Origin of the sequence: Allorhizobium sonneratiae, assembly GCF_023700755.1 — a bacterium.
In the GTDB taxonomy this organism is placed as follows: Bacteria; Pseudomonadota; Alphaproteobacteria; order Rhizobiales; family Rhizobiaceae; genus Allorhizobium; species Allorhizobium sonneratiae.
Genome location: NZ_JAMKOJ010000003.1, coordinates 303,099 through 325,131, shown reverse-complemented (window position 1 = coordinate 325,131; position 22,033 = coordinate 303,099). Strand labels below are relative to the sequence as shown.

20 protein-coding genes are annotated in these 22,033 nt (G+C 59.4%); 7 read left to right on the top strand and 13 right to left on the bottom strand.

Going from position 1 to position 22,033, the window contains the following annotated elements; genetic code table 11:
• Window positions 1-105 precede the first annotated feature (105 nt).
• Window positions 106-1,893, bottom strand: coding sequence for an aspartate--tRNA ligase (gene aspS / locus NAC44_RS07150; protein ID WP_250939564.1), 1,788 nt, complete (start codon window positions 1,891-1,893; stop codon window positions 106-108).
• Window positions 1,894-2,252: 359 nt separating this feature from the next.
• On the opposite strand from aspS, the gene rnd reads away from it, so the two are divergent.
• The 4 genes from rnd to NAC44_RS07130 all read left to right on the top strand — a co-directional run bounded on the left by rnd (window position 2,253) and on the right by NAC44_RS07130 (window position 5,940).
• The gene (gene rnd, locus NAC44_RS07145) at window positions 2,253-3,404 is read left to right on the top strand and encodes a ribonuclease D (RefSeq protein WP_250939562.1); all 1,152 of its coding nucleotides are present in this window, start codon (window positions 2,253-2,255) and stop codon (window positions 3,402-3,404) included.
• On the top strand, window positions 3,401-3,913 hold the full coding sequence (locus NAC44_RS07140; protein WP_250939560.1) for a GNAT family N-acetyltransferase: 513 nt from the start codon (window positions 3,401-3,403) through the stop codon (window positions 3,911-3,913). Before rnd ends, NAC44_RS07140 begins: the two co-directional genes overlap by 4 nt.
• 105 nt (window positions 3,914-4,018) lie before the next feature.
• Window positions 4,019-4,936, top strand: coding sequence for a small ribosomal subunit Rsm22 family protein (locus tag NAC44_RS07135; RefSeq protein ID WP_274706813.1), 918 nt, complete (start codon window positions 4,019-4,021; stop codon window positions 4,934-4,936).
• Window positions 4,933-5,940, top strand: coding sequence for a DUF2891 domain-containing protein (locus tag NAC44_RS07130; RefSeq protein WP_250939556.1), 1,008 nt, complete (start codon window positions 4,933-4,935; stop codon window positions 5,938-5,940). The genes NAC44_RS07135 and NAC44_RS07130 overlap by 4 nt, the downstream gene beginning before the upstream one ends.
• Here NAC44_RS07130 and NAC44_RS07125 read toward each other — a convergent pair.
• On the bottom strand, window positions 5,924-7,276 hold the full coding sequence (locus NAC44_RS07125; RefSeq protein WP_250939554.1) for an Nramp family divalent metal transporter: 1,353 nt from the start codon (window positions 7,274-7,276) through the stop codon (window positions 5,924-5,926). The genes NAC44_RS07130 and NAC44_RS07125 overlap by 17 nt on opposite strands.
• 296 nt (window positions 7,277-7,572) lie before the next feature.
• Between NAC44_RS07125 and mntR the strand changes: the two genes are divergently transcribed.
• On the top strand, window positions 7,573-8,034 hold the full coding sequence (gene mntR, locus NAC44_RS07120; RefSeq protein ID WP_250939918.1) for a manganese-binding transcriptional regulator MntR: 462 nt from the start codon (window positions 7,573-7,575) through the stop codon (window positions 8,032-8,034).
• A gap of 35 nt (window positions 8,035-8,069) precedes the next feature.
• Here the strand turns inward: mntR and ppx are convergent, their stop codons facing one another.
• The 4 genes from ppx to NAC44_RS07100 all read right to left on the bottom strand — a co-directional run bounded on the left by ppx (window position 8,070) and on the right by NAC44_RS07100 (window position 13,722).
• Complete coding sequence (ppx, locus tag NAC44_RS07115) at window positions 8,070-9,593, bottom strand: exopolyphosphatase (protein ID WP_250939552.1); 1,524 nt, start codon at window positions 9,591-9,593, stop codon at window positions 8,070-8,072.
• Window positions 9,594-9,603: 10 nt separating this feature from the next.
• Window positions 9,604-11,793 carry an RNA degradosome polyphosphate kinase gene (locus NAC44_RS07110; protein ID WP_250939550.1) on the bottom strand — a complete coding sequence of 730 codons (2,190 nt, stop codon included), beginning with the start codon at window positions 11,791-11,793 and terminating at the stop codon, window positions 9,604-9,606.
• A 72-nt stretch (window positions 11,794-11,865) separates the two neighbouring features.
• On the bottom strand, window positions 11,866-12,582 hold the full coding sequence (gene hdaA, locus NAC44_RS07105; RefSeq protein WP_250939548.1) for a DnaA regulatory inactivator HdaA: 717 nt from the start codon (window positions 12,580-12,582) through the stop codon (window positions 11,866-11,868).
• Window positions 12,583-13,722: an AI-2E family transporter gene (locus NAC44_RS07100; protein WP_250939546.1), complete on the bottom strand. Its 1,140-nt coding sequence runs from the start codon at window positions 13,720-13,722 to the stop codon at window positions 12,583-12,585. It lies immediately after the preceding gene.
• A 399-nt stretch (window positions 13,723-14,121) separates the two neighbouring features.
• Here NAC44_RS07100 and purM point away from each other — a divergent pair, with 399 nt between their 5' ends.
• Together purM and purN are read left to right on the top strand one after the other, a co-directional pair.
• Complete coding sequence (gene purM / locus NAC44_RS07095) at window positions 14,122-15,195, top strand: phosphoribosylformylglycinamidine cyclo-ligase (protein WP_250939544.1); 1,074 nt, start codon at window positions 14,122-14,124, stop codon at window positions 15,193-15,195.
• On the top strand, window positions 15,192-15,848 hold the full coding sequence (purN, locus tag NAC44_RS07090; RefSeq protein ID WP_250939542.1) for a phosphoribosylglycinamide formyltransferase: 657 nt from the start codon (window positions 15,192-15,194) through the stop codon (window positions 15,846-15,848). Before purM ends, purN begins: the two co-directional genes overlap by 4 nt.
• Here purN and NAC44_RS07085 read toward each other — a convergent pair.
• The 7 genes from NAC44_RS07085 to NAC44_RS07055 all read right to left on the bottom strand — a co-directional run bounded on the left by NAC44_RS07085 (window position 15,838) and on the right by NAC44_RS07055 (window position 21,983).
• Entirely contained in the window at window positions 15,838-16,620 is a 783-nt protein-coding gene (locus NAC44_RS07085; protein ID WP_250939540.1) for a sulfite exporter TauE/SafE family protein, read from the bottom strand. The genes purN and NAC44_RS07085 overlap by 11 nt on opposite strands.
• On the bottom strand, window positions 16,620-17,051 hold the full coding sequence (locus NAC44_RS07080; protein ID WP_250939538.1) for a YeeE/YedE family protein: 432 nt from the start codon (window positions 17,049-17,051) through the stop codon (window positions 16,620-16,622). Before NAC44_RS07080 ends, NAC44_RS07085 begins: the two co-directional genes overlap by 1 nt.
• The gene (locus tag NAC44_RS07075) at window positions 17,051-17,458 is read right to left on the bottom strand and encodes a YeeE/YedE family protein (RefSeq protein WP_250939536.1); all 408 of its coding nucleotides are present in this window, start codon (window positions 17,456-17,458) and stop codon (window positions 17,051-17,053) included. Before NAC44_RS07075 ends, NAC44_RS07080 begins: the two co-directional genes overlap by 1 nt.
• A gap of 11 nt (window positions 17,459-17,469) precedes the next feature.
• Entirely contained in the window at window positions 17,470-17,802 is a 333-nt protein-coding gene (bigR, locus tag NAC44_RS07070; protein WP_250939534.1) for a sulfite-sensing transcriptional repressor BigR, read from the bottom strand.
• On the bottom strand, window positions 17,796-19,082 hold the full coding sequence (gene blh, locus NAC44_RS07065; protein ID WP_250939532.1) for a bifunctional sulfur transferase/dioxygenase Blh: 1,287 nt from the start codon (window positions 19,080-19,082) through the stop codon (window positions 17,796-17,798). Before blh ends, bigR begins: the two co-directional genes overlap by 7 nt.
• A 193-nt stretch (window positions 19,083-19,275) precedes the next feature.
• Window positions 19,276-19,872: an NUDIX domain-containing protein gene (locus tag NAC44_RS07060; RefSeq protein ID WP_250939530.1), complete on the bottom strand. Its 597-nt coding sequence runs from the start codon at window positions 19,870-19,872 to the stop codon at window positions 19,276-19,278.
• Entirely contained in the window at window positions 19,869-21,983 is a 2,115-nt protein-coding gene (locus NAC44_RS07055) for a molybdopterin-containing oxidoreductase family protein (RefSeq protein WP_250939528.1), read from the bottom strand. The genes NAC44_RS07060 and NAC44_RS07055 overlap by 4 nt, the downstream gene beginning before the upstream one ends.
• Window positions 21,984-22,033: the final 50 nt, after the last annotated feature.

Below are 22,033 nucleotides of genomic sequence, written 5' to 3'. Positions count from 1 at the left end.
TCTCCGGCGCAGACGGTTTTCTTTTGGCTCTGCAGTACATCACACAATAAAAAACACGCCCATCGGGGATGGGCGTGCTGAAACAGACGATGGAATTGACGCCGCTTATTCCTTGGCGGTCGGCATGACCCGCAATCCAAGCTCTCGCAATTGCGCAGGCGTGGCGGCAGAGGGCGCGTTCATCAACAGGTCCTGCGCCTGCTGGTTCATCGGGAAGAGCGTGATTTCACGCAGGTTCTTTGCCCCGACCAACAGCATGACGATGCGGTCGATGCCGAAGGCGCAGCCACCATGCGGCGGTGCGCCATACTGGAAGGCGCGGTAGAGACCGCCGAAGCGCTCTTCCACATCCTGCTGGCTGAGCCCCACCTTTTCAAAGGCCTTGACCATCAGTTCCGGCGACTGGTTGCGGATCGAGCCCGAGGCAATTTCAAAGCCGTTGCAGACGGCGTCATACTGGTAAGCCTTGAGCTCCAGCGGGTCCTTGGCGTCGAAGGCCTCGATGCCACCTTGCGGCATGGAGAAGGGGTTGTGGGCAAAATCCACCTTCTTTTCGTCTTCGTTCCACTCATAGAAGGGGAAGTCGACGATCCAGCAGAATTCGAACCGGTCGCGGTCGGTGAGGTTCAGTTCGTCACCGACGCGGGTGCGGGCTTCACCGGCGAATTTATAGAATTTCGACGGCTCACCGGCAACGAAAAAGCAGGCATCGCCCGCTTCAAGGCCGAGCTGAGTGCGAACAGCTTCCGTGCGCTCCTCGCCGATATTCTTGGCGAGCGGGCCGGAACCGCCGATCTTGCCGTCCTCTTCCTTCCAGAAGATATAGCCGAGACCCGGCTGACCCTGGCTCTGCGCCCAGGCATTCATCCGGTCACAGAAAGCGCGCGAACCGCCTGTCTTTGCCGGAATGGCCCAGACTTCCACCTTCGGGTTGGAGGCGATCATATTGGCGAAGACCTTGAAGCCGGAACCGGCGAAATGCTCGGTCACAGCCTGCATGACGATCGGGTTGCGCAGGTCCGGCTTGTCGGAACCATATTTGCGGATCGCTTCATCATAGGGAATGCGCGGCCAGTTCTTCGTGACCGGCTTGCCCTCGGCAAACTTTTCGAAGACGGCCGACATCATCGGCTCCATGGTTTCCCAGACTTCTTCCTGGGTCACGAAGCTCATTTCGACGTCAAGCTGGTAAAACTCGCCCGGCAGACGGTCGGCGCGCGGGTCTTCGTCACGGAAGCAGGGCGCGATCTGGAAATAGCGGTCGAAACCGGCCACCATCAGCAACTGCTTATACTGCTGCGGCGCCTGCGGCAGGGCGAAGAATTTGCCCTGATGGATGCGGCTCGGCACCAGAAAGTCGCGCGCACCTTCCGGCGAAGACGCCGTCAGGATCGGCGTGGTATATTCGGCAAAGCCTGCCTCACCCATGCCCTGACGCATGGCAGAAATAATCTGCGTGCGCTTGACGATGTTCTTGTGCAGGGTTTCGCGGCGCAGATCGAGGAAGCGGTAGCGCAGACGCACATCTTCCGGATAATCCGGCTCACCAAACACCGGCAGCGGCAATTCGTTGGCTGCCGACAGGATCTCGATCTCTTTGGCGTAAAGCTCGATCTCGCCGGTCGGCATGGTCTTGTTGACCGTTTCCTCGGTGCGCGCCTTGACGAGACCGTCAATGCGGATCACCCACTCACCGCGCACGGTTTCGGCCAGTTTGAAGGCCGGGCTGTCGGGATCGGCGACAACCTGGGTGATGCCATAATGGTCGCGCAGGTCGATGAAGAGCACGCCGCCATGGTCGCGGACGCGATGAACCCAGCCGGACAGGCGAACGGTTGAGCCGACATCGGTTTTTCTGAGGGCGGCGCAGGTGTGGCTGCGGTAACGATGCATGTCGATGATCCTGAACTTCAGACGGGCCTCACACTCGCGCCGGAAAGACGCGAAAAGGCATGGGAAATCGGGCGGAAAAGCGCATGACCGGGCCGATTTGTCAAGGCAAAACCCGAGGGCGACCTCTGCGACAGACGCAAGAGGACAGGCCCTTGCCATATTTGTGCTGATGAAGCGTCGATCTCCGGCAGATCACTCAGCCAGACATAATGCCATATATTTTGTGCAGCTCAGCCACAGGCATGGCAAATTCTGGCCCTGATCACGGCAAAGACAGCGTCAACATCTGTCATAAACTTGACAATTGGCGCGCAAGGGGGAAGGAAAGAGGCATTGTGTTATAGATTGACCGGATTCAAATGATTGTCACCACACGGGAGCTGGAAGCGGCTTGTGAAACGCTGGCCCAGTCCGACTTCATCACCATCGATACCGAGTTCCTGCGGGAAACAACGTTCTGGCCGGAATTGTGCCTGATCCAGATGGCAAGCCCCGATCTCGAGGTGATTGTCGACCCGCTTGCCTCGGGGCTCGATCTTGCCCCGTTTTTCACCCTGATGGCCAATGGCAATGTCACCAAGGTGTTTCACGCTGCGCGTCAGGATATTGAAATCATCTTTCATCTCGGCAATCTCATTCCTCATCCGATTTTCGACACCCAGGTCGCGGCCATGGTCTGCGGTTTTGGCGACAGCGTCTCCTATGATCAGCTCGTGCAGAAAGTGAAGAACATTCCAATCGACAAAAGCTCGCGCTTTACCGACTGGAGCCATCGACCGCTTTCCGAAAAACAGCTCGATTATGCTCTCGCAGATGTGACGCATCTGCGCGATGTCTATCTCAAGCTGAAGGCCGAGCTCGAGCGCGAAGGCCGTGCCGACTGGCTGAAGGAAGAGATGGCCATTCTGGAGTCCCGCGAGACCTATGATCTCCATCCCGACGATGCCTGGCAGCGGCTGAAAATGCGGTTGCGAAAACCGCAGGAACTGATGGTGATGAAATCCATCGCCGCCTGGCGGGAGCGGGAAGCACGCGCCCGCAACGTGCCGCGGGCGCGGGTGCTGAAAGACGACGCCATCTTTGAGATTGCCCAGCAGCAGCCAAAAACATCTGACGCACTCGGACGTTTGCGCACCATTCCCAAGGGATGGGAGCGCTCCAGCGCCGGAAGCGCCATCGTCGATGCCGTCAATGCCGCCTTGGCCATCCCCAAAGCCGAATGGCCGAAGCTGGAACGCCATCAGCAGGCGCCCGAAGGCGCTGCCTCCGCAGTTGAATTGCTGAAAGTGCTGCTACGGTTGATCTCGGAAAAACATGGCGTCGCCGCCAAGATGATCGCCAACAGCGACGATCTCGAAAAAATCGCCACCGAAGGTGAAAATGCCGATGTCGCCGCCATGCGCGGCTGGCGCCGCGAGTTGTTCGGCGATCAGGCCCTGAAAATGATTGCGGGCGGCATTGCACTGCGCTTTGCCGGCAAAAAGATCGAAACGGTGGATATTTCCCCGTGATCGCCGTGTCGCTGCGTCCGGCCACCGTCGATGACATAGCCTTCATGATGGCGGAGGAACGTCAGCCCGGCTATGAGCATCTGGTCGGACGGTTCAGCGAAGAAGAACACCGCGCCAATCTCAACGATCCGACAACCGCCTATAAACTGGCGGTGGGAGACGATGGGCAGGCCTTGGGCTTCGTCTTTTTTCGTGATCTGAACAGCCCTTATCAGAGCGTCTACATCAAGCGGGTTGTGGTTGCTGAGCCGCAGCGCGGCGTCGGCACGGCCATGATGCGGCTTGCCATTTCCTGGGCCTTTTCTCAAGGTGGTGCCCATCGCCTCTGGCTCACCCATCTGCCGGACAATCTTCGCGCCCGCGCCCTTTATGAAAAACTCGGCTTTCAGCAGGAAGGCGTGTGGCGGCAGGCCTATGTCAGGCCCGATGGTTCACGCTGCGATCTCTTGCAGATGTCATTGCTGAAGCCGGAATGGGAGAGAATGGACATATCCACAAGCCGCGTATAACGCTTACCCGTCTCTGCCAAATCCGGAAATCCGCCTGTGGACCTGCCCTCTTCCATTAGAAGCGCCGTAGAGCGCCTGCTTGAAAACCAACCGCTCTCAGCCTTGATGAGAGCATCCGAGCGCTTGACACGGCGCTATCGCGGCGAGGTGCGTGATGGCCACCTGCATATCGATAGCGAGCTGGCAGCACTTGCCTATCTGGCGGCGCGGCTGCCGGCGACCTATGCCGCCGCCCGCGCGGCCATGGAGATGGTGCACAATGTGCATCCGGATTTTCAACCGAAAAGCCTGATCGATCTCGGCTCCGGCCCCGGCACGGCGCTGTTTGCCGCCGCCGATTGCTGGCCATCGCTCAACACGGCGACAATGATCGAGGCGAGTGACGCCATCCGCCGCATCGGTGAGGGTCTGTCATCCGCGCTTTCCCTTGAAAGCAACTGGCAGAAGGGCGATGTGCTGCGGCAGCTTGCACCCCTGCCCGCCGCCGATCTCGTGACGCTTGCCTATGTGCTCGACGAATTGCCGCTCGATGCGGTGGAAAAAACCGCCTTGAAACTCTGGCAACTCACGCGCGAGGCGCTGATCCTGATCGAGCCCGGCACGCCAGCCGGTTGGCAGCGCATTGTGGCAGCCCGACAAGTGCTGCTTGAGGCTGGCGCGCATATCATTGCGCCCTGCCCGCATCACGCCGCCTGTCCGATCATCCCGCCGGACTGGTGCCATTTTTCCCGCCGGGTGCAGCGCTCTCGCCTGCATCGGCAGGTCAAGCAGGGCGAAGTGCCCTATGAGGACGAGAAATATATTTTTATCGCCATGTCGCGTCAGCCGGTCCCGGCCGCCCCGCCACCGCGTATTCTCGCGCCGGTGAAACTGTCAAGCGGTCTTGCACGTTTAAAACTCTGCCGTCTGGACGGCACGGCTGGCGAAACCACCATTACCCGCCGCGACGGTTCGCTTTTCAAAGCCGCACGCCGGGCAGACTGGGGTGACGGATTAAACCTTTCCCCGGAGGACAAGGCATGAGCCAGCTTGACCAGACGATGGCCAATCAATTTGCCGGAATTGCTCTTGGTCACGTGCAGCGGGAATATCCCAACCACATCATGCATGTCTTTGCCGACAGCGACGATGGCGGGACACCTTCAACACTGCACCCGGTCTTTTACGGCAGTTTCGACTGGCATTCCTGCGTGCATGGCTATTGGCTGCTGGCGCGGCTTTTGCTGCTTTATCCTGACATGGCGCGGGCGGAAGCGATCAGAACCCTGTTCGACACCATGCTGAGCGCCAACAGGATTGCCGGAGAATGCGCCTATTTCGACCGTCCTGCCGCGCGCGGCTTCGAGCGGCCCTATGGCTGGGCCTGGCTGCTGAAACTGGCGGCTGAACTGCATGGCCATGAAAATCCCGTCTGGGCTGAAAGGCTCGCGCCGCTTGCCGGGCGGATCGTCACCCGCTTTACCGATTTTCTGCCGCTCAGTCCCTATCCGGTGCGCACCGGCACCCATTACAACACCGCCTTTGCCCTGCGGCTCACCGCAGACTATGCCGAGGTGAGCGGGAATACGGCCCTTCTTTCGCTTTTGCAGGAAACGGCGCAGCGCTGGTATGGCAGCGACCGGGCCTGCCCTGCCTGGGGGGAACCCTCCGGCGATGATTTTCTCTCATCCAGCCTGATCGAGGCCGAATGCATGCGCCGTCTTCTGCCAAAGGATCAGTTTGAAAGCTGGTTTGCCGATTTCTTTCCCGATCTGGCGAAGGGAAAGCCGGAGGCGATTTTTTCTCCAGCATCGGTGTCTGATCGCAGCGACGGCAAGATCGCCCATCTCGACGGGCTCAATCTTTCACGCGCCTGGTGTTTTGCCGCGCTGGCTGAGGCCCTGACGATGGATGATCCGCGCCGTGTAGTGCTCACCTCAGCAGCAGAGCGACATCTTGAAAGCGCCTTGGCGCATGTCAGCGGCGATTATATGGGCGAACACTGGCTGGCGAGCTTTGCCGTGCTGGCGCTCACGCCGCACCGCTGAACACATCGATCAGCAATTTGACATTCAGCACGATGATAATCGCCGTGACGATCCAGGCCATGACCGCCATCCAGCGAGGGATGACGAAATGGCCCATCTTGGTTCTGTCGGTGACAAAGCGCACCAGCGGCACCATGGCGAAGGGCAATTGCATGGAGAGCACCACCTGGCTCATCACCAGAAGCTCCGCCGTGCCCTTTTCGCCATAGATCCAGGTGACGACCACGACCGGCACCACCGCCAGCAGTCTTGTGATCAGCCGCCGCGCCCAATGGGGAATGGTAAGCCGGAGAAAACCTTCCATGACGATCTGCCCGGCCAGCGTCGCCGTCACGGTGGAATTGACGCCGGAGGCAAGCAGCGCCACGGCAAAGAGTGTTGAGGCAAGTCCAAAGCCCAGCATCGGCGCCAGCAGCTGATAGGCGTCACCGATTTCCGCCACATCGGTGCGGCCATGGGCATGAAACACACCCGCCGCAACGATCAGGATCGCCGCATTGACGAACAGCGCCAGCATCAACGCGATGGTGCTGTCCAGCGTTGCCCATTTGATCGCCTGCGCCCGGCCCTTGTCATTGCGCTCATAGGCGCGGGTCTGGACGATGGAAGAATGCAGATAGAGATTATGCGGCATGACCGTGGCACCGATAATGCCGATCGCCACATAGAGCATGTCCGGATGGGTCAGCACTGCGCTTTGCGGTACAAAGCCCTTGAGAATTTCGGCAACCGGCGGCGCAGCAGCAATGATCTGCACCAGAAAACAGAGCGCAATAATGGTCAGCAGCGTGACAACAAAGGCTTCGAGAAAGCGGAAGCCGCGCTTCATCAAAGCAAGCAGCAAAATCACATCCAGCGCCGTGATCACCGCCCCCCAGATCAGCGGAATGCCGAAAAGCAGTTGCAACGCAATGGCCGTGCCGATCACCTCGGCCAGATCGCAGGCGATGATTGCCAGTTCGCAGGCAAGCCACAGCGCGATATTGATGACCGGCGGATAATGATCGCGACAGGCCTGCGCCAGATCGCGACCGGTGACAATGCCGAGCCGGGCGGACAGCGCCTGCAACAAGATCGCCATCAGATTGGAGATCATGATCACCGACAGGAGCGTATAGCCAAACTGCGAGCCGCCGGCGATATCCGTCGCCCAGTTGCCGGGATCCATATAGCCTACCGAAACCATATAGCCCGGCCCGGCAAAGGCGATCAGTTTGCGCAGCCAGGAGCCGTTTTTCGGCACGGCAATCGTGGCATGGACCTCCGACAGACTGCCAAGATCCTCTCCCGGCCTGGCGAAATTCCATCCCGTCTTCGACGCAGTTTCGGCACTCATATTTGTTCTATCCTGCGGCCAATTTTTTATTGCGATTAATTTGCAACAAGTCTGCGTCGGTTTCAAAAAATATGCAAGAGGCTATATTCTATCGCCGAGGCTTATTCTGTATCGGCAATCCACCAGCTTTCTTCATGGAGGCGCAGCATCGCCAATCAAAATCGGCGATTGAAATCGAATGCTTATTGACGCCATTGCGGACGGAACCCGCCAAAGCCACCTGTGTTCCGCGACACAACCGGACTGTTCAACCGCGAAAGGGTCGGATAAAAGATAAGAAAAGGAAAAGACGCTTGATCCGAAAATCCGACCATCACCGGCTGACATCCGCTCTTCCCGACGCCGAAACCCATTGCGAGGGCTTTCGTCAGACGCGCCAGTCGCAACGTCTGGCGCTGGTGGAGGATTATGTCGAGCTGATTGCCGATCTGATTGCCGAGGGGCGCGAAGCCCGGCAGGTGGATATTGCCCAGCGCATGGGCGTGGCCCAGCCCACGGTGGCCAAGATGCTGGCGCGGTTGACGGAACAGGGACTGATTTCACGCAAGCCCTATCGCGGTGTGTTTTTAACCGAGGCGGGCGAGAGGCTGGCGCAAGAAAGCCGCGAGCGTCACGAAACCGTGGAAAATTTCCTGAAAATGCTCGGCGTGGATGAGCGCACAGCCCGTATCGACGCCGAAGGGATCGAGCATTATGTCAGCGCGGAAACGCTAGATGCCTTTCGCCGGGCGCTGCAAAGCGGCAAGCTTCCGGCATAGGAAGCTGCATCTGCCACCAAAATCGATAGACTGCCCTATTCTTCGAAACGGAACGCCAGCCGCTTGCCGGTCAGCTTCGACAATTGCTGCAGCCGCCCGTCGAGCCTTTCTCCCATGAAATCGTGGTAGGCTTTCGGCACGACGAATTCGAGATCGAGATCGCTGCGTTCGGCGCGGACGAAATAGAGATGATCAACCACGCCCGGCATCGAGGCTGAAAAAAGATAGACGACGCGCAACAGCCCGCCAAGCAGCTTGGCCCGGTCGAGCAGGCGCTGGGTGGCAATCGTCGCCAGCGGCCCGGTCTCACCATTGTCGTGCAGGCCCTCGAAGCGGTAGTAATTGGCCAGCGCAATGAAGGCGCGGCCGGGATGGGAAATGCCGACGAAGGAAGAATGAGCGATCAGGTTGAGCGCCTGCAAACCGCGATAATCCGGATGCGCCCGCCAGCTGATATCGGCCACCAGACAGGCCGCCTGCCGGTAACGTGCCTCCTCCGGCGTTTCCACAACATCGAAGAGCGGCATCATCTCGCCGGTCCATTTGGCAAGCTCGCGAGCATGTTCGGGCGAGCGGGCACGCAGGATGGCCAGTTCATTGGCGGCTTCGAGCAGCGGGTCAAGCGCGCGCTCTTCTTCGCTCAAAAGATGATAGAGATAGCCTTCGCGCACCCCTTGGGCCGAAAAGACGACGCGCGATGGCTGCATGGCCAATAGCACCTCGCGCAACGCCAGCGCCCCGAAAGGAAGAAGCGCACGACGGTTCTTGGAAATCGTCTGCCACGCCGGAGATTTGGCGGCAGTGCCGGATAAAATCTCGTCGAGAAACACAAGAATTTCGGCAGGATCGACGTCATAGCCCTGCATCATGTGCAGCGGATAGCCGCGCATTTCCATATGCAATTTGGCGATATTACGCCAGGTGCCGCCAACGGCATAGAACGTCCGGCCCTTGCCCTTTTTCAGCAAACTGGCGTCTTTCACCAGCTTGCGTGTGATCGGCGCGGCTTTTTCCACCGAACCTTCCGCCTGTTCAGACAGCCGCAAACCGCCAAGTGGCAAGGTAATGCCCTTACCCACTTCGGAACCGCGAATATCGACGAGTTCCAGCGAGCCGCCGCCAAGATCACCCGCAATGCCATCGGGATCATGAAAGCCGCTGATGATGCCATAGGCAGAATAAAGCGCCTCTTCCTCGCCCGAAAGAACCTTGATCGAGCAGCCGAGAATGCGCTCAGCATCGGCAATGAAGGCAGGACCGTTCTTGGCTTCACGCGCGGCAGCCGTCGCCAGAACATGCATGGACACCGCCCTTGCCTGTCTGGACAGGGCATGGAAGCGGTGAAGCGCCTGAAGAGCCCGGTTCACACCGTCTTCATCCATGCGCCCGCTGAGCGCAATACCCTTGCCCAGACCGCACAGCACCTTTTCATTGAAAAGAATGGTGGGCGCCCGCGACAGGCCTTCGTAAATCACCAGGCGGATCGAATTGGAACCGATATCCACCACGGAAACAGGGGCAATTCCGGGCAGACGCCCCTGCGCTTCTGATTGTGTCATGCAGATCCAGTTATTTGCGGCCCGAAACAACACCGGCGATGCGTTTCGGTGCGCTCGATTTCAGGGCTTCTCCACGGCCAGACAGGCTGGGATTGGTCATGAAATACTGCTGCGCGTTAAAAGGTTCCTCTCCTGAGCGCACATCCATGCGTCTCGACGTACCATCCGGCAATATCTCGTAGCTCTGCTGGTTGTCAATCAGATTGCCCAGCATGATCTGGGAGAGAACCTGTTCATGCACGGTGGGATTGGTCAGCGGCACCAGCGTTTCCACCCGCCGGTCGAGATTGCGCGGCATCAGGTCGGCAGAGCCGATATAGACCAGCGCATGTTCCGAGGGCAGACGGTGACCGTTGGCGAAGCAGAAGATGCGGCTGTGCTCAAGGAAACGACCGACAATCGACTTGACCCGGATATTGTCGGAGAGACCCGGCACCTGCGGTCTGAGACAGCAGATGCCGCGCACGACGAGATCGACCTCGACGCCGGCCTGGCTTGCCCGGTAGAGCGCATCAATGATGTTGGGATCGACCAGCGAATTCATCTTCATCCAGATGCCGGATGGTTTGCCCGCCTCCGCATTGGCGATTTCCTCGTCGATATGCCTGAGAATGCGCTTGCGCAGCGTATGCGGCGATACGGCCAGCTTCATGCTCTCCTCCGGCTCGCCATAGCCGGTGATGAAGTTGAAGACATTGGCCATGTCATGGGCAATCTTCGGATTGCAGGTGAAATAGGACAGGTCCGTATAGATCTTCGCGGTGATCGGGTGATAATTGCCGGTGCCGAGATGGCAATAGGTCCTGAGCTTGCCATCCTCGCGACGCACCACCAGCGACATCTTGGCATGGGTTTTCAGCTCGATGAAGCCGAAAACCACCTGCACGCCGGCCCGCTCCAGATCGCGCGCCCAGCGGATATTGGCCTCCTCGTCGAAACGCGCCTTCAGTTCCACCAGCGCCGTCACCGATTTGCCAGCCTCCGCCGCATCGATCAGGGCACGCACGATCGGGCTGTCATTCGAGGTGCGGTAAAGCGTCTGCTTGATGGCGAGAACATCCGGGTCGTGGGCGGCCTGCAACAGGAATTGCACCACCACATCGAAACTCTCGTAAGGATGGTGAACCACCATGTCCTTTTCGCGGATCGCGCCGAAGCAGTCGCCCATATGTTCGCGCACCCGCTCGGGAAAGCGGGCGTTATAGGGCTCGAAGCGCAGATCGTCGCGCGGGGCCTTGGTGATTTCCGACATGGTGTTGAGCGCCAGAAGACCGGGCAGAACCGCCACGCGGTCATCCGGCACGCCAAGCTGCTCTACCACGAACTGGCGCAACGCCGGCGGCATTTCCGAATCGGTCTCGATGCGGATCACAGACCCTCGGCGGCGGCGCTTCAGGGCCGTCTCGAAGAAACGAACCAGATCCTCGGCCTCTTCCTCGACCTCGATATCGCTGTCGCGGATGATGCGGAACGTGCCGTAGCCCTTGACCTCATAGCCGGGATAGAGCCGGTGAATGAACATGCCAACCACATCTTCCATGGTGATGTAGCGAATGGTGTTCCTGTCGTCCGGCAGGCGGATGAAGCGGTCGAGCGTGGTCGGCAGACGCAAAAGCGCCGTCATCGGTTCGCGCCCGCGCAGGCTTTCCAGCTGCAGCCCCATGGAAAAGCCGAGATTGGGAATGAAGGGGAAAGGATGGGCCGGATCGATGGAGAGAGGCGTCAGAACCGGAAAGATGGCGGTTTCAAATTCGGTTCCCAGCCACAGCCGGTCGTCGTCGGATAAAGCAGCCGGCCTGACGATCAGAATGTCTTCCTGGGCCAGATATTGCTGGAGCACGGCAAGAGAGGCCTGCTGCTCCATCTGCAGATTGTCGATCTCTTTGAGAATATCCTCGAGCTGTTCGCCCGGCGTGCGGCCATCGGGGCTTTTCACTGCAATCTTCTGCTTGACCTGACCTTCGAGCCCAGCCACCCGCACCATGAAGAATTCATCAAGGTTGGCGGCAGAAATCGACAGAAACCTGACCCGCTCCAGCAGTGGATGGGCTGTATTCAGCGTCTCCTCCAGAACGCGGCGATTGAACTGCAGCCAGGAGAATTCCCGATTGATGAACCGATGCGGGCTTTCCATCAGGCTTTCGCGCGCCACCTCTTCGCCGCCCAGCGATACCGTTTCCTGAGAGATCGTCTGCTCCATGTGTTCCGCCTTATGATTCACATTGCCTTGCGGCGATTTATCCCATCTCAACGACGCGACTGTGACACGTCATCAACGCAACGATGCCTCGTCGCCACGCTGGATCGCATCCAGCGCCTCTGTGGCAAGCGCGCGTGAAATCCTGACCCGCCGCGAGAGCGCCATACGGTCCAGCCATTCGACGATCGTCTGAGCGGCAGCGAAGGAGCGCTCCATGCGGCTGACGATATAGGCCACCAGCCTCTCATCCACCGAAAGCTGCCGATCAGCAAATAGTTTGACGATCACCTGCGCCAGAAGCGCCTCGTCCGGCTCACCGATCTCTACCAGCGTTGCCGCTCGCAGACGCGAGCGCAAGTCCGGCAGGCTCACATTCCAGGCAATCGGCCAGGTGCGGGCAGTGATCAGCAGGCTCGTGCCGTGCTGGCGCACGCTGTTGATCAGGTGGAACAGTTCGGTTTCGTCAAAGCCGCGACGATCGGCATCCTCGAACAGAACCGGACCGTTCACGGCAATCGCGGCAGCATCGGCACCGGGGGCAAGCGATACGGTTTCAGCGCCGCTGGCCTTGCGCCAGATTTCGGCGAGATGCGATTTGCCCGAGCCTTGCGGTCCGGTCAGCACCACCACCGGCGATGGCCAGTTCGGCCAGCTGTCGACCATCGACACCGCCGCAGCCAAACGGGCGGAGACGAGCAGATCGTCCCGGCCATTGGCAGGTGTATGATCGAAAACAAGCGGCAATTGTTCCGCCTTGCGCCGCTCTTCGGGTTTGATGACATCCTGCATTTATTGCTCTGAAATCTGCTGCGGCCGCTTTTCCTCAACGATGACCGCCGGCTCTCCATAGTACAAATCACTGGCAAGATACCGCCGCACGGCAAAACGGACAAGCACGCCGACGGCCGCAGCACACGGCACCGCCACCAGGACCCCCAGAAAGCCAAAGAGCGCACCGAAGGCAAACATGGCAAACATCAGCCAGACCGGATGCAGCCCGACGCTGGAACCGACCAGTTTCGGCTGGAGGACATTGCCTTCAAGAAACTGGCCGGAAAAGAAGAAGACCAGCGTGATGATGACATGGATATAATCCGGCCAGTATTGCACCGCCGCCATGCCGACAGCGACAATCAGCCCGACGGTTGAGCCGACATACGGGATAAAGCTGATCATGCCGGTGAAAAAGCCGATGAGCAGGCCGAAATTGATGCCGATCACCGACAGGCCGACGGCATAATAAATGCCGAGAATGATGCAGAGCGAACCCTGCCCGCGCACGAAACCGGCAATGGTGTGATCCATATCGCGGGCGATCTCACGCACCGCCTCCACCTGATTGCGCGGGATGAGGCTGTCCAGCTTCGCGATCATCCGGTCCCAGTCGAGCAGCAGGTAAAAGGCAACGACCGGTGTCACCACCAGAAGCGAGATGATGTCGAGCAGCGCCTTGCCGGAATTCCACAACTGCGACAGAAGCGTGCCGAGAAAGCCCGCGCCTTCCGTCAGATATTTGGAAAAATTATCCTTCATCGCCGCCATCTGGCTGCTGATCTGGCTGTTAAGCCAGCCCGGCACCCAGGCAGCGTCGGAATGGGAGAGCTTGCCCTGCAGCTGGCTGACATAATCCGGTATGTTATGGATAAGGTCGTTGAGCTGACCGATCAGCACCGGAATGATCAGCATCAGCGATAGGGCGAAAACCACAACGAAAGAGACAAGAATGAGCGTCGTCGCCATCATCCGCGACAGGCCGATCTTCTCCAGCCGGTCAGCCACCGGATCAAGGAAATAGGCAAGCGCCATGCCCGCCACGAAGGGCAGAAGAATGGAACTAAAGGTCAGGAGAAAGAAGACCAGAACAGCCAGCATACCGATGCCGAACAGCACCTGCCGCCAGAAAACGGGACCGCTGACACGTCTCGTCATGATTTTTCCTCTCCGGATACGACTGATCCGATCATCATATAGGGCGGATAAACTGGATTTCTGAAACCTGATCGCCTATTTTTTGGCGAAAATCCTGCACAAACAGAGCAATTGCATGACTCAAGCCCGGTTACGTCCATAAAAGTCCCCACCGCCAGCGCGAAAACGTCATGCCATGCTCTCTTCGCACATGCACATAAAATGAGAGCGGCCAAAGGGTCAAGCGTCTGGCTCGTTGCGGCAAAATTACCGGGATCATCGCCCTTTCTCTTGCATCGCGCCCACTCTCATGCCATGGCGGGCTTGAGAACATGTCGCGTGCAATTGCCCATCGATGAAGGATAATGCACATGCGGCAAAAGACGACCTGAAGCCTGTCGCAGTGAGCGGAGAAACACCATGAGCCAGCACGGAAAAAACGGCCTGACCTATAGCGATGCGGGCGTTGATATCGATGCCGGAAACCTGCTGGTGGAAAAGATCAAGCCTGCCGTGCGCTCCACCCGCCGCCCCGGCGCCGATGGCGAGATCGGCGGCTTTGGCGGACTGTTCGATCTGAAGGCCGCAGGCTTCAAGGACCCGATCCTGGTGGCCGCCAATGACGGTGTGGGCACCAAGCTGAAAATCGCCATTGACGCCAATCTGCATGACACGGTCGGCATCGATCTCGTTGCCATGTGCGTCAACGATCTTGTGGTACAAGGTGCCGAACCGCTTCTGTTTCTGGATTATTTTGCCACCGGCAAGCTCGATCCCGAACAGGGGGCTGCCATTGTCGGCGGCATTGCCGCGGGCTGCCGCGAGGCGGGCTGCGCGCTGATTGGCGGCGAGACGGCGGAAATGCCCGGCATGTATTCCGGCGGCGATTACGATCTGGCCGGTTTTGCCGTGGGGGCAGCCGAGCGCGGCGAACTTCTGCCCGCCGGCGATATTGCCGAAGGCGATGTGATTCTGGGCCTTGCCTCCTCCGGCGTGCATTCCAACGGCTTTTCGCTGGTGCGCAAGATCGTCACCCTTTCCGGTCTTGGCTGGGATGCGCCCGCCCCCTTTGCCGAAGGGCAGACGCTGGGGCAGGCACTGCTGACGCCCACCCGTATCTATGTCAAACCCTTGCTGAAAGCCATCCGCGAGACAAAGGCGCTGAAGGCGCTTGCCCATATCACCGGCGGCGGTTTTCCGGAAAACATTCCGCGCGTGCTGCCGAAACATCTGGCCGCCGAAATCGATCTTGCCGCCGTCACCGTTCCGCCCGTCTTCTCCTGGCTTTCCAAAATCGGCGGCGTGGCGCAAAACGAAATGCTGCGTACCTTCAATTGCGGCGTCGGCATGATCGTCGTCGTGGCACCGGAAAACGCCGATGCGGTTGCGGCCATCCTCACCGCAGAAGGTGAAACGGTGTCCCGTCTTGGCCGGATGATTGCCCGGGAAGACGGTGCACCCGGCACCGTCTACAAGGGAGTGCTCGGCCTGTGAGTGATAAAAAAAAGCGGATTGCCGTGCTGATTTCCGGCACCGGCTCCAACATGCTGGCACTCGCCGAAGCAGCACAAGCCCCTGATTTTCCGGCCGAGATCGTTGCGGTCATCTCCGATAAGCCGGAGGCTCAAGGTCTTGCAAAGGCTGCCGCCCTTGGCATTGAAACTGCGGCCTTTGCCCGCAAGGATTATGCCAGCAAGGCAGAGCATGAAGCGGCAATCCTTGCGGCACTGGATGAGGTAAAGCCGGATTTCATCTGTCTCGCCGGCTATATGCGCATTCTCTCCGGTGATTTCATCCGCCGCTATGAGGGCCGCATTCTCAATATTCATCCCTCGCTTTTGCCGCTTTTCCCCGGGCTGCACACCCATCAGCGGGCGCTGGACGCCGGGATGCGGATCAGCGGATGCACGGTGCATTTCGTCACCGAAGGCATGGATGAAGGCCCGATTGTCGCCCAGGCCGCCGTCCCGGTCCTGCCGGGCGACACGGCAGACAGCCTTGCCGCCCGGGTTTTGACCGTGGAACATCTGAGCTATCCGCTCGTCCTCAAACAGGTGGCGGAAGGGGTGGTGCGCATGCTGGATGACGGAAGCGTTACCCGTGACAAGGCTGTTACAGCCGCGGATGCACGCCTGATCAGCCTGTAACGATCTGGCCGACACTCTTATAGATGATATAAACGGCCACCACGAAAATCACCCCGGCAAAAATACGGTTCAGGGTGTTTTTCGACTGGCCGAGTTTTGTGGCGAGCAGCGTGCCGATCAAACCACCGGCAAGACCGCCAGCGATGAATTCGCCAGCCACCGGCCAGTCCACCATGCCTGACAGCGAATAATTAACCGCTGTCGCCAGGCCGAAGGTGGTCACCGCCATCAACGAGGTGCCGACGGCATTGACCATGGGCATGCCTGTCGCCAGCATCAGCCCCGGCACGATGAGAAACCCGCCGCCAATGCCAAAAAATCCGGAGGCTGCACCCGTGGCGATGGCTGTGAGCGCCGTCAGCGCGCACATGGTGAGCGTATCCGATCGCGTGCCTTGCGCCGCCACTTTGCGCGGTTTCAGCATCAGGGCACCGACAACGACCATCAGAATGCCGAAGGCAAGCAAAAGCTGCGATCCGTTGATCGCCTTGCCAAGTGACGATCCGGCAAAGGCGCCGACAACGCCAAAGGCGGAAAACACCAGTCCGCAGCGCCAGCGCACATTGCCCTTCATCGCGTGGTTGACGAAATTCAGCGCCGCATTGACCGCCACGGCCAGCGCACCGGTGCCGATGGCAACATGCGGTGAGGCAACACCAACGACATAGAGCAGCAGGGGCGTGGCCAGAATGGAGCCGCCGCCGCCCAGAAGACCGAGCGTAAAGCCCACCAGTCCGCCGGAGCCGAGCGCGGCAAAAAGAGCTGTGCTCATCAAAGCCTCCCGGCAACAAAACGGTCATGGACGATCATGCCGATCACCATGGCCACCACAAACACCACACTCAGGCCGAAACCGAGCGGCAAGGCGGCCAGCGCCGGCCCCGGACAAAACCCGCCCAGTCCCCAGCCGATGCCGAAAAGTGCCGAGCCTGCAACGAGCGGCAGATCGATAGTGCGCTTGGTCGGCATGTTGAAGCTTGCCGCCAGAACCGGCTCTCGCATCCGCCGCACAAAGACCATGCCGATAAAGGCCACCACCACCGCACCGCCGAGGACGAAGATCAGGCTTGGGTCCCAGGCCCCGAAAATATCGAGAAAACCCTGAACCCGCATCGGGTCCAGCATGCCGGAGAGCGACAGGCCGAAACCGAAGACGGCGCCGCAGAAAAGCGCGGCAAGCGATTGGGAGAAAACGGTTTTCATCAGAGGCTCCCACGCAGCAGAGTGACAGTTACAACCCCCGTCGCCAGAAAGGTGATGACGGCGACGAAGGAGCGTGGCGAGAGCCGGGCAAGTCCCAGCACCCCGTGGCCACTGGTGCAGCCGGAGCCCATGCGCGAGCCGAAACCGACGAGCAGACCCGCGGCAATGGCCAGCGGCAGGCTGGCGGTGATGGTGACTGCCGGCCATGCCCCGGTCAGGGCCAGATAAAGGACCGGCCCGAGCATCAGGCCGATGACAAAAGCGCCGTTGATCCAGGGGCTTGCGCCCTCGGCCAGACGTCCGACAATGCCGCTGATCCCGGCAATCCGGCCATTGAGGATCAGGAACAGGATGGCAGACAGGCCGATCAGCATGCCGCCGAGCAGCGAGAAAAGATAATGGACCATGATCGGTCTCCTCAGGCGCAGAAGATCGTGAACAGCGCTGCAATCAACTGACGGGTCTTGGCTTCCGTCAGACGATAGAAGATCTGCTTGCCATCGCGCCGGGTCTCGACAATCCCGGCATCGCGTAGCACGGTCAGTTGCTGGGAAAGCGTCGGCTGGTGAATGTCGAGCCGCTCCTCCAACTCGCCGACGGAATATTCGCCGCCAACCAGCGTACAGACCAGCATGAGACGAACCGGATGGGCGAGCGTTTTCAGATGGCCCGAGACTTCTGCCGCCCGTTCGCTCATGAATTCGGGCGTCATCTCCGGCTTCAGCGCAAGATCGTCAAGGGGATTTACCATGCCGCTCCCTCCAAAGTATCCAGTGGAATTTTAAGATAACGGCGACCGTTATTTTCCGGTTCCGGCAGGCGGCCGCCGCGCACATTGACCTGAAGCGCATGCAGGATCAGCTTCGGCATCGGCAATGTGCGGTCACGCGCCTGACGCAGCGCCACAAAGCTTTCCTCGCTCACCCCGGCGATATGCGGATTGGCGGCTTTCTGTTCGGCCACCGTGCTTTCCCAGCGCGGCTGACGCCCGCCCGGCTGATAATCATGGCCGGTGAAAATCCGGGTGTCATCCGGCAGCGCCAGAATATCGGCCATCGAGCGCCAGAGCATATGGGCGTCGCCGCCGGGAAAATCGGCCCGCGCCGTGCCACTGTCGGGCATGAACAGCGTGTCATGAACGAAAGCGGCATCGCCGATGACATAGGTGATCGAGGCCAGCGTATGGCCGGGCGAAAACAGCACTTTGGCATCGATGGCGCCGAGCTTGAAGGTCTCACCATGATGAAAGAGATGATCCCATTGCGAACCGTCCGTCACCAGTTCCGGCCAGTTATAAAGCCCCTTCCACAGCGCCTGCACATCGACGACATGATCGCCGATGGCGGTTTTCGCAGCGGTTTTCCCCTTGAGATAATGCGCGGCGGAAAAATGATCGGCATGGGGGTGGGTGTCGAGGATCCACTCCACCGTCAGTCCCTTTTCCGCGATATAGGCGAGAATACGGTCGGCATTTTCCGTCGAGGTCTGGCCGGATTTTTCATCATAATCCAGAACCGGATCAATGATGGCGCACAGCTTTGTCTTCGGATCTGAAACGACATATTGCACGCTCCAGGTGCGAGGGTCGAAAAAGCCTTTCACCTGCGGGGTCTTTGTCGCATGGCGCGCCAGCCAGTCCAGGGCGGGCTGCAAATCCATGCCGTATTGTGCGCCATAGGGCAGCACCTCGGCCTCACTCATGCGGCCATCGAGAACAGAGGCCAGAACGTGAAGCATCAGCGCCCGCCTGCCCGTGCCGCAATGGGCAAAAACCGGCCCGTTTTCTGCGGTGAGCACACGAAATGCATCGATATCGGCCTCGGTTATACCGTCCATGGTGACAGGCAGAAACCGATAGGCAAGACCCGCATCGTCAGAAGCACGACGCTCTATCTTGTTGCCAAGTGCGCCCTCTTCTGCGTCCGGGCGCAGGTTGATCACGGCCTTGTAGCCCTGCTCCGGCAAAGCGGCAATCTCTGCCGCCGTCAGTTGCGGGCCAATTGTCAGGGTCTGGGAAAGTGCGTGCGACATGGCTTCGATCCTCTTCAATATACGATATATATAATTGTATATCGTATATATTACAAGAGCCAATTTGCCGCATCAGAGCGCCTCACTGTTTCACAGAAACACGGAAGCACTCTAACTCTTTGTTTTTGCGCATTTCCGGACGCAAAACCGGATTCCACTTTTCCCTGACAACCTCTAACGACAATCGCTGTTTTCAGAGTTTCGATGCCATCAGGTTCAACGCTGCCCATTGCAAGAGCATAACAGTCTTGGCATCGACAATCTCGCCGCGACCTATCATGGCATAGGCCTCGGCAAGCGGCAGTTCGACCATTTCCAGATCCTCGTTTTCCTCATCGAGCCCACCGCCCTCGGCAACTTTCTGCGAATCGGTCACTTCGGCAAAGAAGAAATGGATTTTCTCCGTTACCGCACCCGGCGACATATAGGTGGAGAACAGGAATTGCGGCTTGTCGATGCCGAAGCCGGTTTCCTCCAGCGCTTCGCGGGTGACGGCAACATCCGGGGCCTGTCCGTCGGCCATGCCGGCCGGCACTTCCAAGAGAAAGGGCCTGTCACCCATGAGATAGGCCGGAATGCGGAACTGCCGCACCAGAATCACGGTTTTCTTGACCGGATGATAGAGCAAAAGCGCCACCGCATGACCGCGATCGAAGACTTCCCAGCTAATGCGGCGGGTGTCGCCGTCGGCAGGCGTATAATCGAAGGACATCTTGCGCAAATGGCTCCAGCCCTTCCACAGGGTCTTGTCCTCGACGATCTCGATGCGGGTGCTGTCGAACTTGCTCATGCTTTTTCCATAAAAACCTTGTTATCGTGAAAGGCCGCACCGCCATGGGGTGCTGGCGCATCGGCACCGGTCAGCACATTGATGCCCTCGCCATCCAGATGCGCCTTGTTCGGCCACAACCCTTCCGCCACCAGCACACCGGGCCGCACCTCTTGCGTGACCCGCACATGAATGCGCAAGACGCCGCGACGATTGCCAAGCCGGGCGATATCGCCCGAAACAAGCCCCAGCCTTGCGGCGTCCTCGGGATTGACCATCACCTCCGGCCTGCCCTCCTTGGCCACCGAGGTTTTCGTCTCGGCAAAGGTGGAATTGAGGAAATTGCGCGCCGGCGAGGTTGCCAGCCGGAAAGGATGGTCTTCATCGGCAAGCTCGATCACATCGACCTGATCGGGAAAGTCCGGCAGGCTGGCAACCGGCCCCAGAAGCCCGATGGATTTGGGCGGACGGTTCGGTGCGGGCGCGCCCGCCCAGTCGGGCCGGAAGCGGAATTTTCCGTCCGGCTGGGCAAAGCCCTTGAGATAATGCGCCTCTTCAAACTCCGGCTGGCAGTCCAGCCACTTTTCCTGCTCGAAGAAGCTCAAATCCGGCCTGCCGCTGGCCTTGAGCATATGCTCGATATGCGCGCGTTCGCTCAGGCCGAAACCGGGATAATCGGCAACGCCAAGACGTTTGGCCAGTTCCTCGATGACATAGAGATTGGTGCGCACCGTCTGCGGCGGCTCCACCAGCTTCGGGCCAATGAGAATATGGCTCTGGCCACCACCGCGATAGATATCGTCATGCTCGACGAACATGGTGGCGGGCAACACGATATCGGCCAGCTCTGCCGTTTCCGTCATGAAATGCTCGTGCACGGCAACGAAAAGATCATCCCGCAGAAAGCCCTGTTTCACCAGCCGCTGCTCCGGCGCGACATTGACCGGATTGGTGTTCTGGATCAGCATCGCCGTCACCGGGCCGCGATGGCGCAAGGCCTCGGCGTCGCCGGTCAGCACCCGGCCGATCTGAGATTGATCGAGCATGCGGATATCGGGATCAGCATAGGCCGTGCCCATCAACGCGGCCTTGTTGATGCGGAAAATATCATTGTTGGAATGAAAGGCCCCACCGCCCTCATATTGCCAGCTGCCCAGCACCGTGGCGAGCGACAGCGCCGCATGCATGGAGACCGCGCCATTGCGGCTGCGGGTAAAGCCATAGCCCAGACGGAAGAAGCTCTTTTTCGTCTGGCCAACGAGTTTGGCGAAGGTCTCAATTTCCTCGACGGAGAGCCCGGTGATGGCGGCAGCCCATTCCGGTGTCTTGTTCCTGAGATGCGCTTCAAGACCTGCGGGATCGTCAGCGAATGTCTCCATATAGGCCCGGTCGGCATAACCATCGCGAAAGGCGATATGCATGGCCGCACAGGCGAGCGCCGCATCGGTGCCGGGCTTCAGGATCAGGCCAAGATCGGCCTGTTTCATCGTTGGATTGTCATAGATATCGATGACGACGATCTTCGCGCCGCGTTCCTTGCGCGCCTTGATCGCATGGGTCATGACATTGACCTGGGTGGCAACCGCATTGGTGCCCCAGATGACGACGCAATCGGACACCGCCATCTCGCGCGGGTCCGGCCCGCGCAAAGCCCCGGTGCCCATGACATAGCCCGTCCAGGCGAGATTGGTGCAGATCGAGCCGAAAAAGCCGGAATATTTCTTCGCGTGCCGCAGCCGCTCGATCGAATCGCGCTGCACCTGGCCCATGGTGCCGGCATAAAAATACGGCCAGACCGCCTCGCTGCCATAAGCCGCTTCCGCCTTGACGAAGGCATTGGCGATCTCGTCCAGCGCGTCGTCCCAGCCAATCTCCTGCCATTGACCATCGCCCTTTGCCCCACTGCGGCGCGTCGGCGTCAACAGCCTGTCCGGGTGATAGAGCCGCTCGGCATAACGGGCAACCTTGGCGCAGATGACGCCCGCCGTATAGCTGTTGGCGTTTGCGCCGCGCACGCGGCCGATGCGCCCATCCGGGCCGAGATCGACCTCCAGCGCGCAAGTGGATGGACAGTCATGCGGACAGGCCGTATGACCAATGGTGGATTTATGGAGGGGGCGCAGCTCGTTCATGGCTTCAAGCTATAGGCCAAGTATCTGAGCGCAAAAAGCCCCATTCCAGA

What these genes read in the sequence shown, in the direction of transcription:
- hdaA (WP_250939548.1), bottom strand. Translation starts at nt 12,582, where the DNA reads ATGCAGGATGTCATCAAACCCGAAGAGCGGCGCAAGGCGGAACAATTG.
- rnd (WP_250939562.1), top strand. Translation starts at nt 2,253, where the DNA reads ATGATTGTCACCACACGGGAGCTGGAAGCGGCTTGTGAAACGCTGGCC.
- ppx (WP_250939552.1), bottom strand. Translation starts at nt 9,593, where the DNA reads ATGACACAATCAGAAGCGCAGGGGCGTCTGCCCGGAATTGCCCCTGTT.
- NAC44_RS07055 (WP_250939528.1), bottom strand. Translation starts at nt 21,983, where the DNA reads ATGAACGAGCTGCGCCCCCTCCATAAATCCACCATTGGTCATACGGCC.
- NAC44_RS07110 (WP_250939550.1), bottom strand. Translation starts at nt 11,793, where the DNA reads ATGGAGCAGACGATCTCTCAGGAAACGGTATCGCTGGGCGGCGAAGAG.
- NAC44_RS07075 (WP_250939536.1), bottom strand. Translation starts at nt 17,458, where the DNA reads ATGGTCCATTATCTTTTCTCGCTGCTCGGCGGCATGCTGATCGGCCTG.
- NAC44_RS07080 (WP_250939538.1), bottom strand. Translation starts at nt 17,051, where the DNA reads ATGAAAACCGTTTTCTCCCAATCGCTTGCCGCGCTTTTCTGCGGCGCC.
- NAC44_RS07125 (WP_250939554.1), bottom strand. Translation starts at nt 7,276, where the DNA reads ATGAGTGCCGAAACTGCGTCGAAGACGGGATGGAATTTCGCCAGGCCG.
- NAC44_RS07130 (WP_250939556.1), top strand. Translation starts at nt 4,933, where the DNA reads ATGAGCCAGCTTGACCAGACGATGGCCAATCAATTTGCCGGAATTGCT.
- blh (WP_250939532.1), bottom strand. Translation starts at nt 19,082, where the DNA reads ATGTCGCACGCACTTTCCCAGACCCTGACAATTGGCCCGCAACTGACG.
- aspS (WP_250939564.1), bottom strand. Translation starts at nt 1,893, where the DNA reads ATGCATCGTTACCGCAGCCACACCTGCGCCGCCCTCAGAAAAACCGAT.
- bigR (WP_250939534.1), bottom strand. Translation starts at nt 17,802, where the DNA reads ATGGTAAATCCCCTTGACGATCTTGCGCTGAAGCCGGAGATGACGCCC.
- purM (WP_250939544.1), top strand. Translation starts at nt 14,122, where the DNA reads ATGAGCCAGCACGGAAAAAACGGCCTGACCTATAGCGATGCGGGCGTT.
- NAC44_RS07085 (WP_250939540.1), bottom strand. Translation starts at nt 16,620, where the DNA reads ATGAGCACAGCTCTTTTTGCCGCGCTCGGCTCCGGCGGACTGGTGGGC.
- NAC44_RS07060 (WP_250939530.1), bottom strand. Translation starts at nt 19,872, where the DNA reads ATGAGCAAGTTCGACAGCACCCGCATCGAGATCGTCGAGGACAAGACC.
- NAC44_RS07135 (WP_274706813.1), top strand. Translation starts at nt 4,019, where the DNA reads ATGAGAGCATCCGAGCGCTTGACACGGCGCTATCGCGGCGAGGTGCGT.
- NAC44_RS07100 (WP_250939546.1), bottom strand. Translation starts at nt 13,722, where the DNA reads ATGACGAGACGTGTCAGCGGTCCCGTTTTCTGGCGGCAGGTGCTGTTC.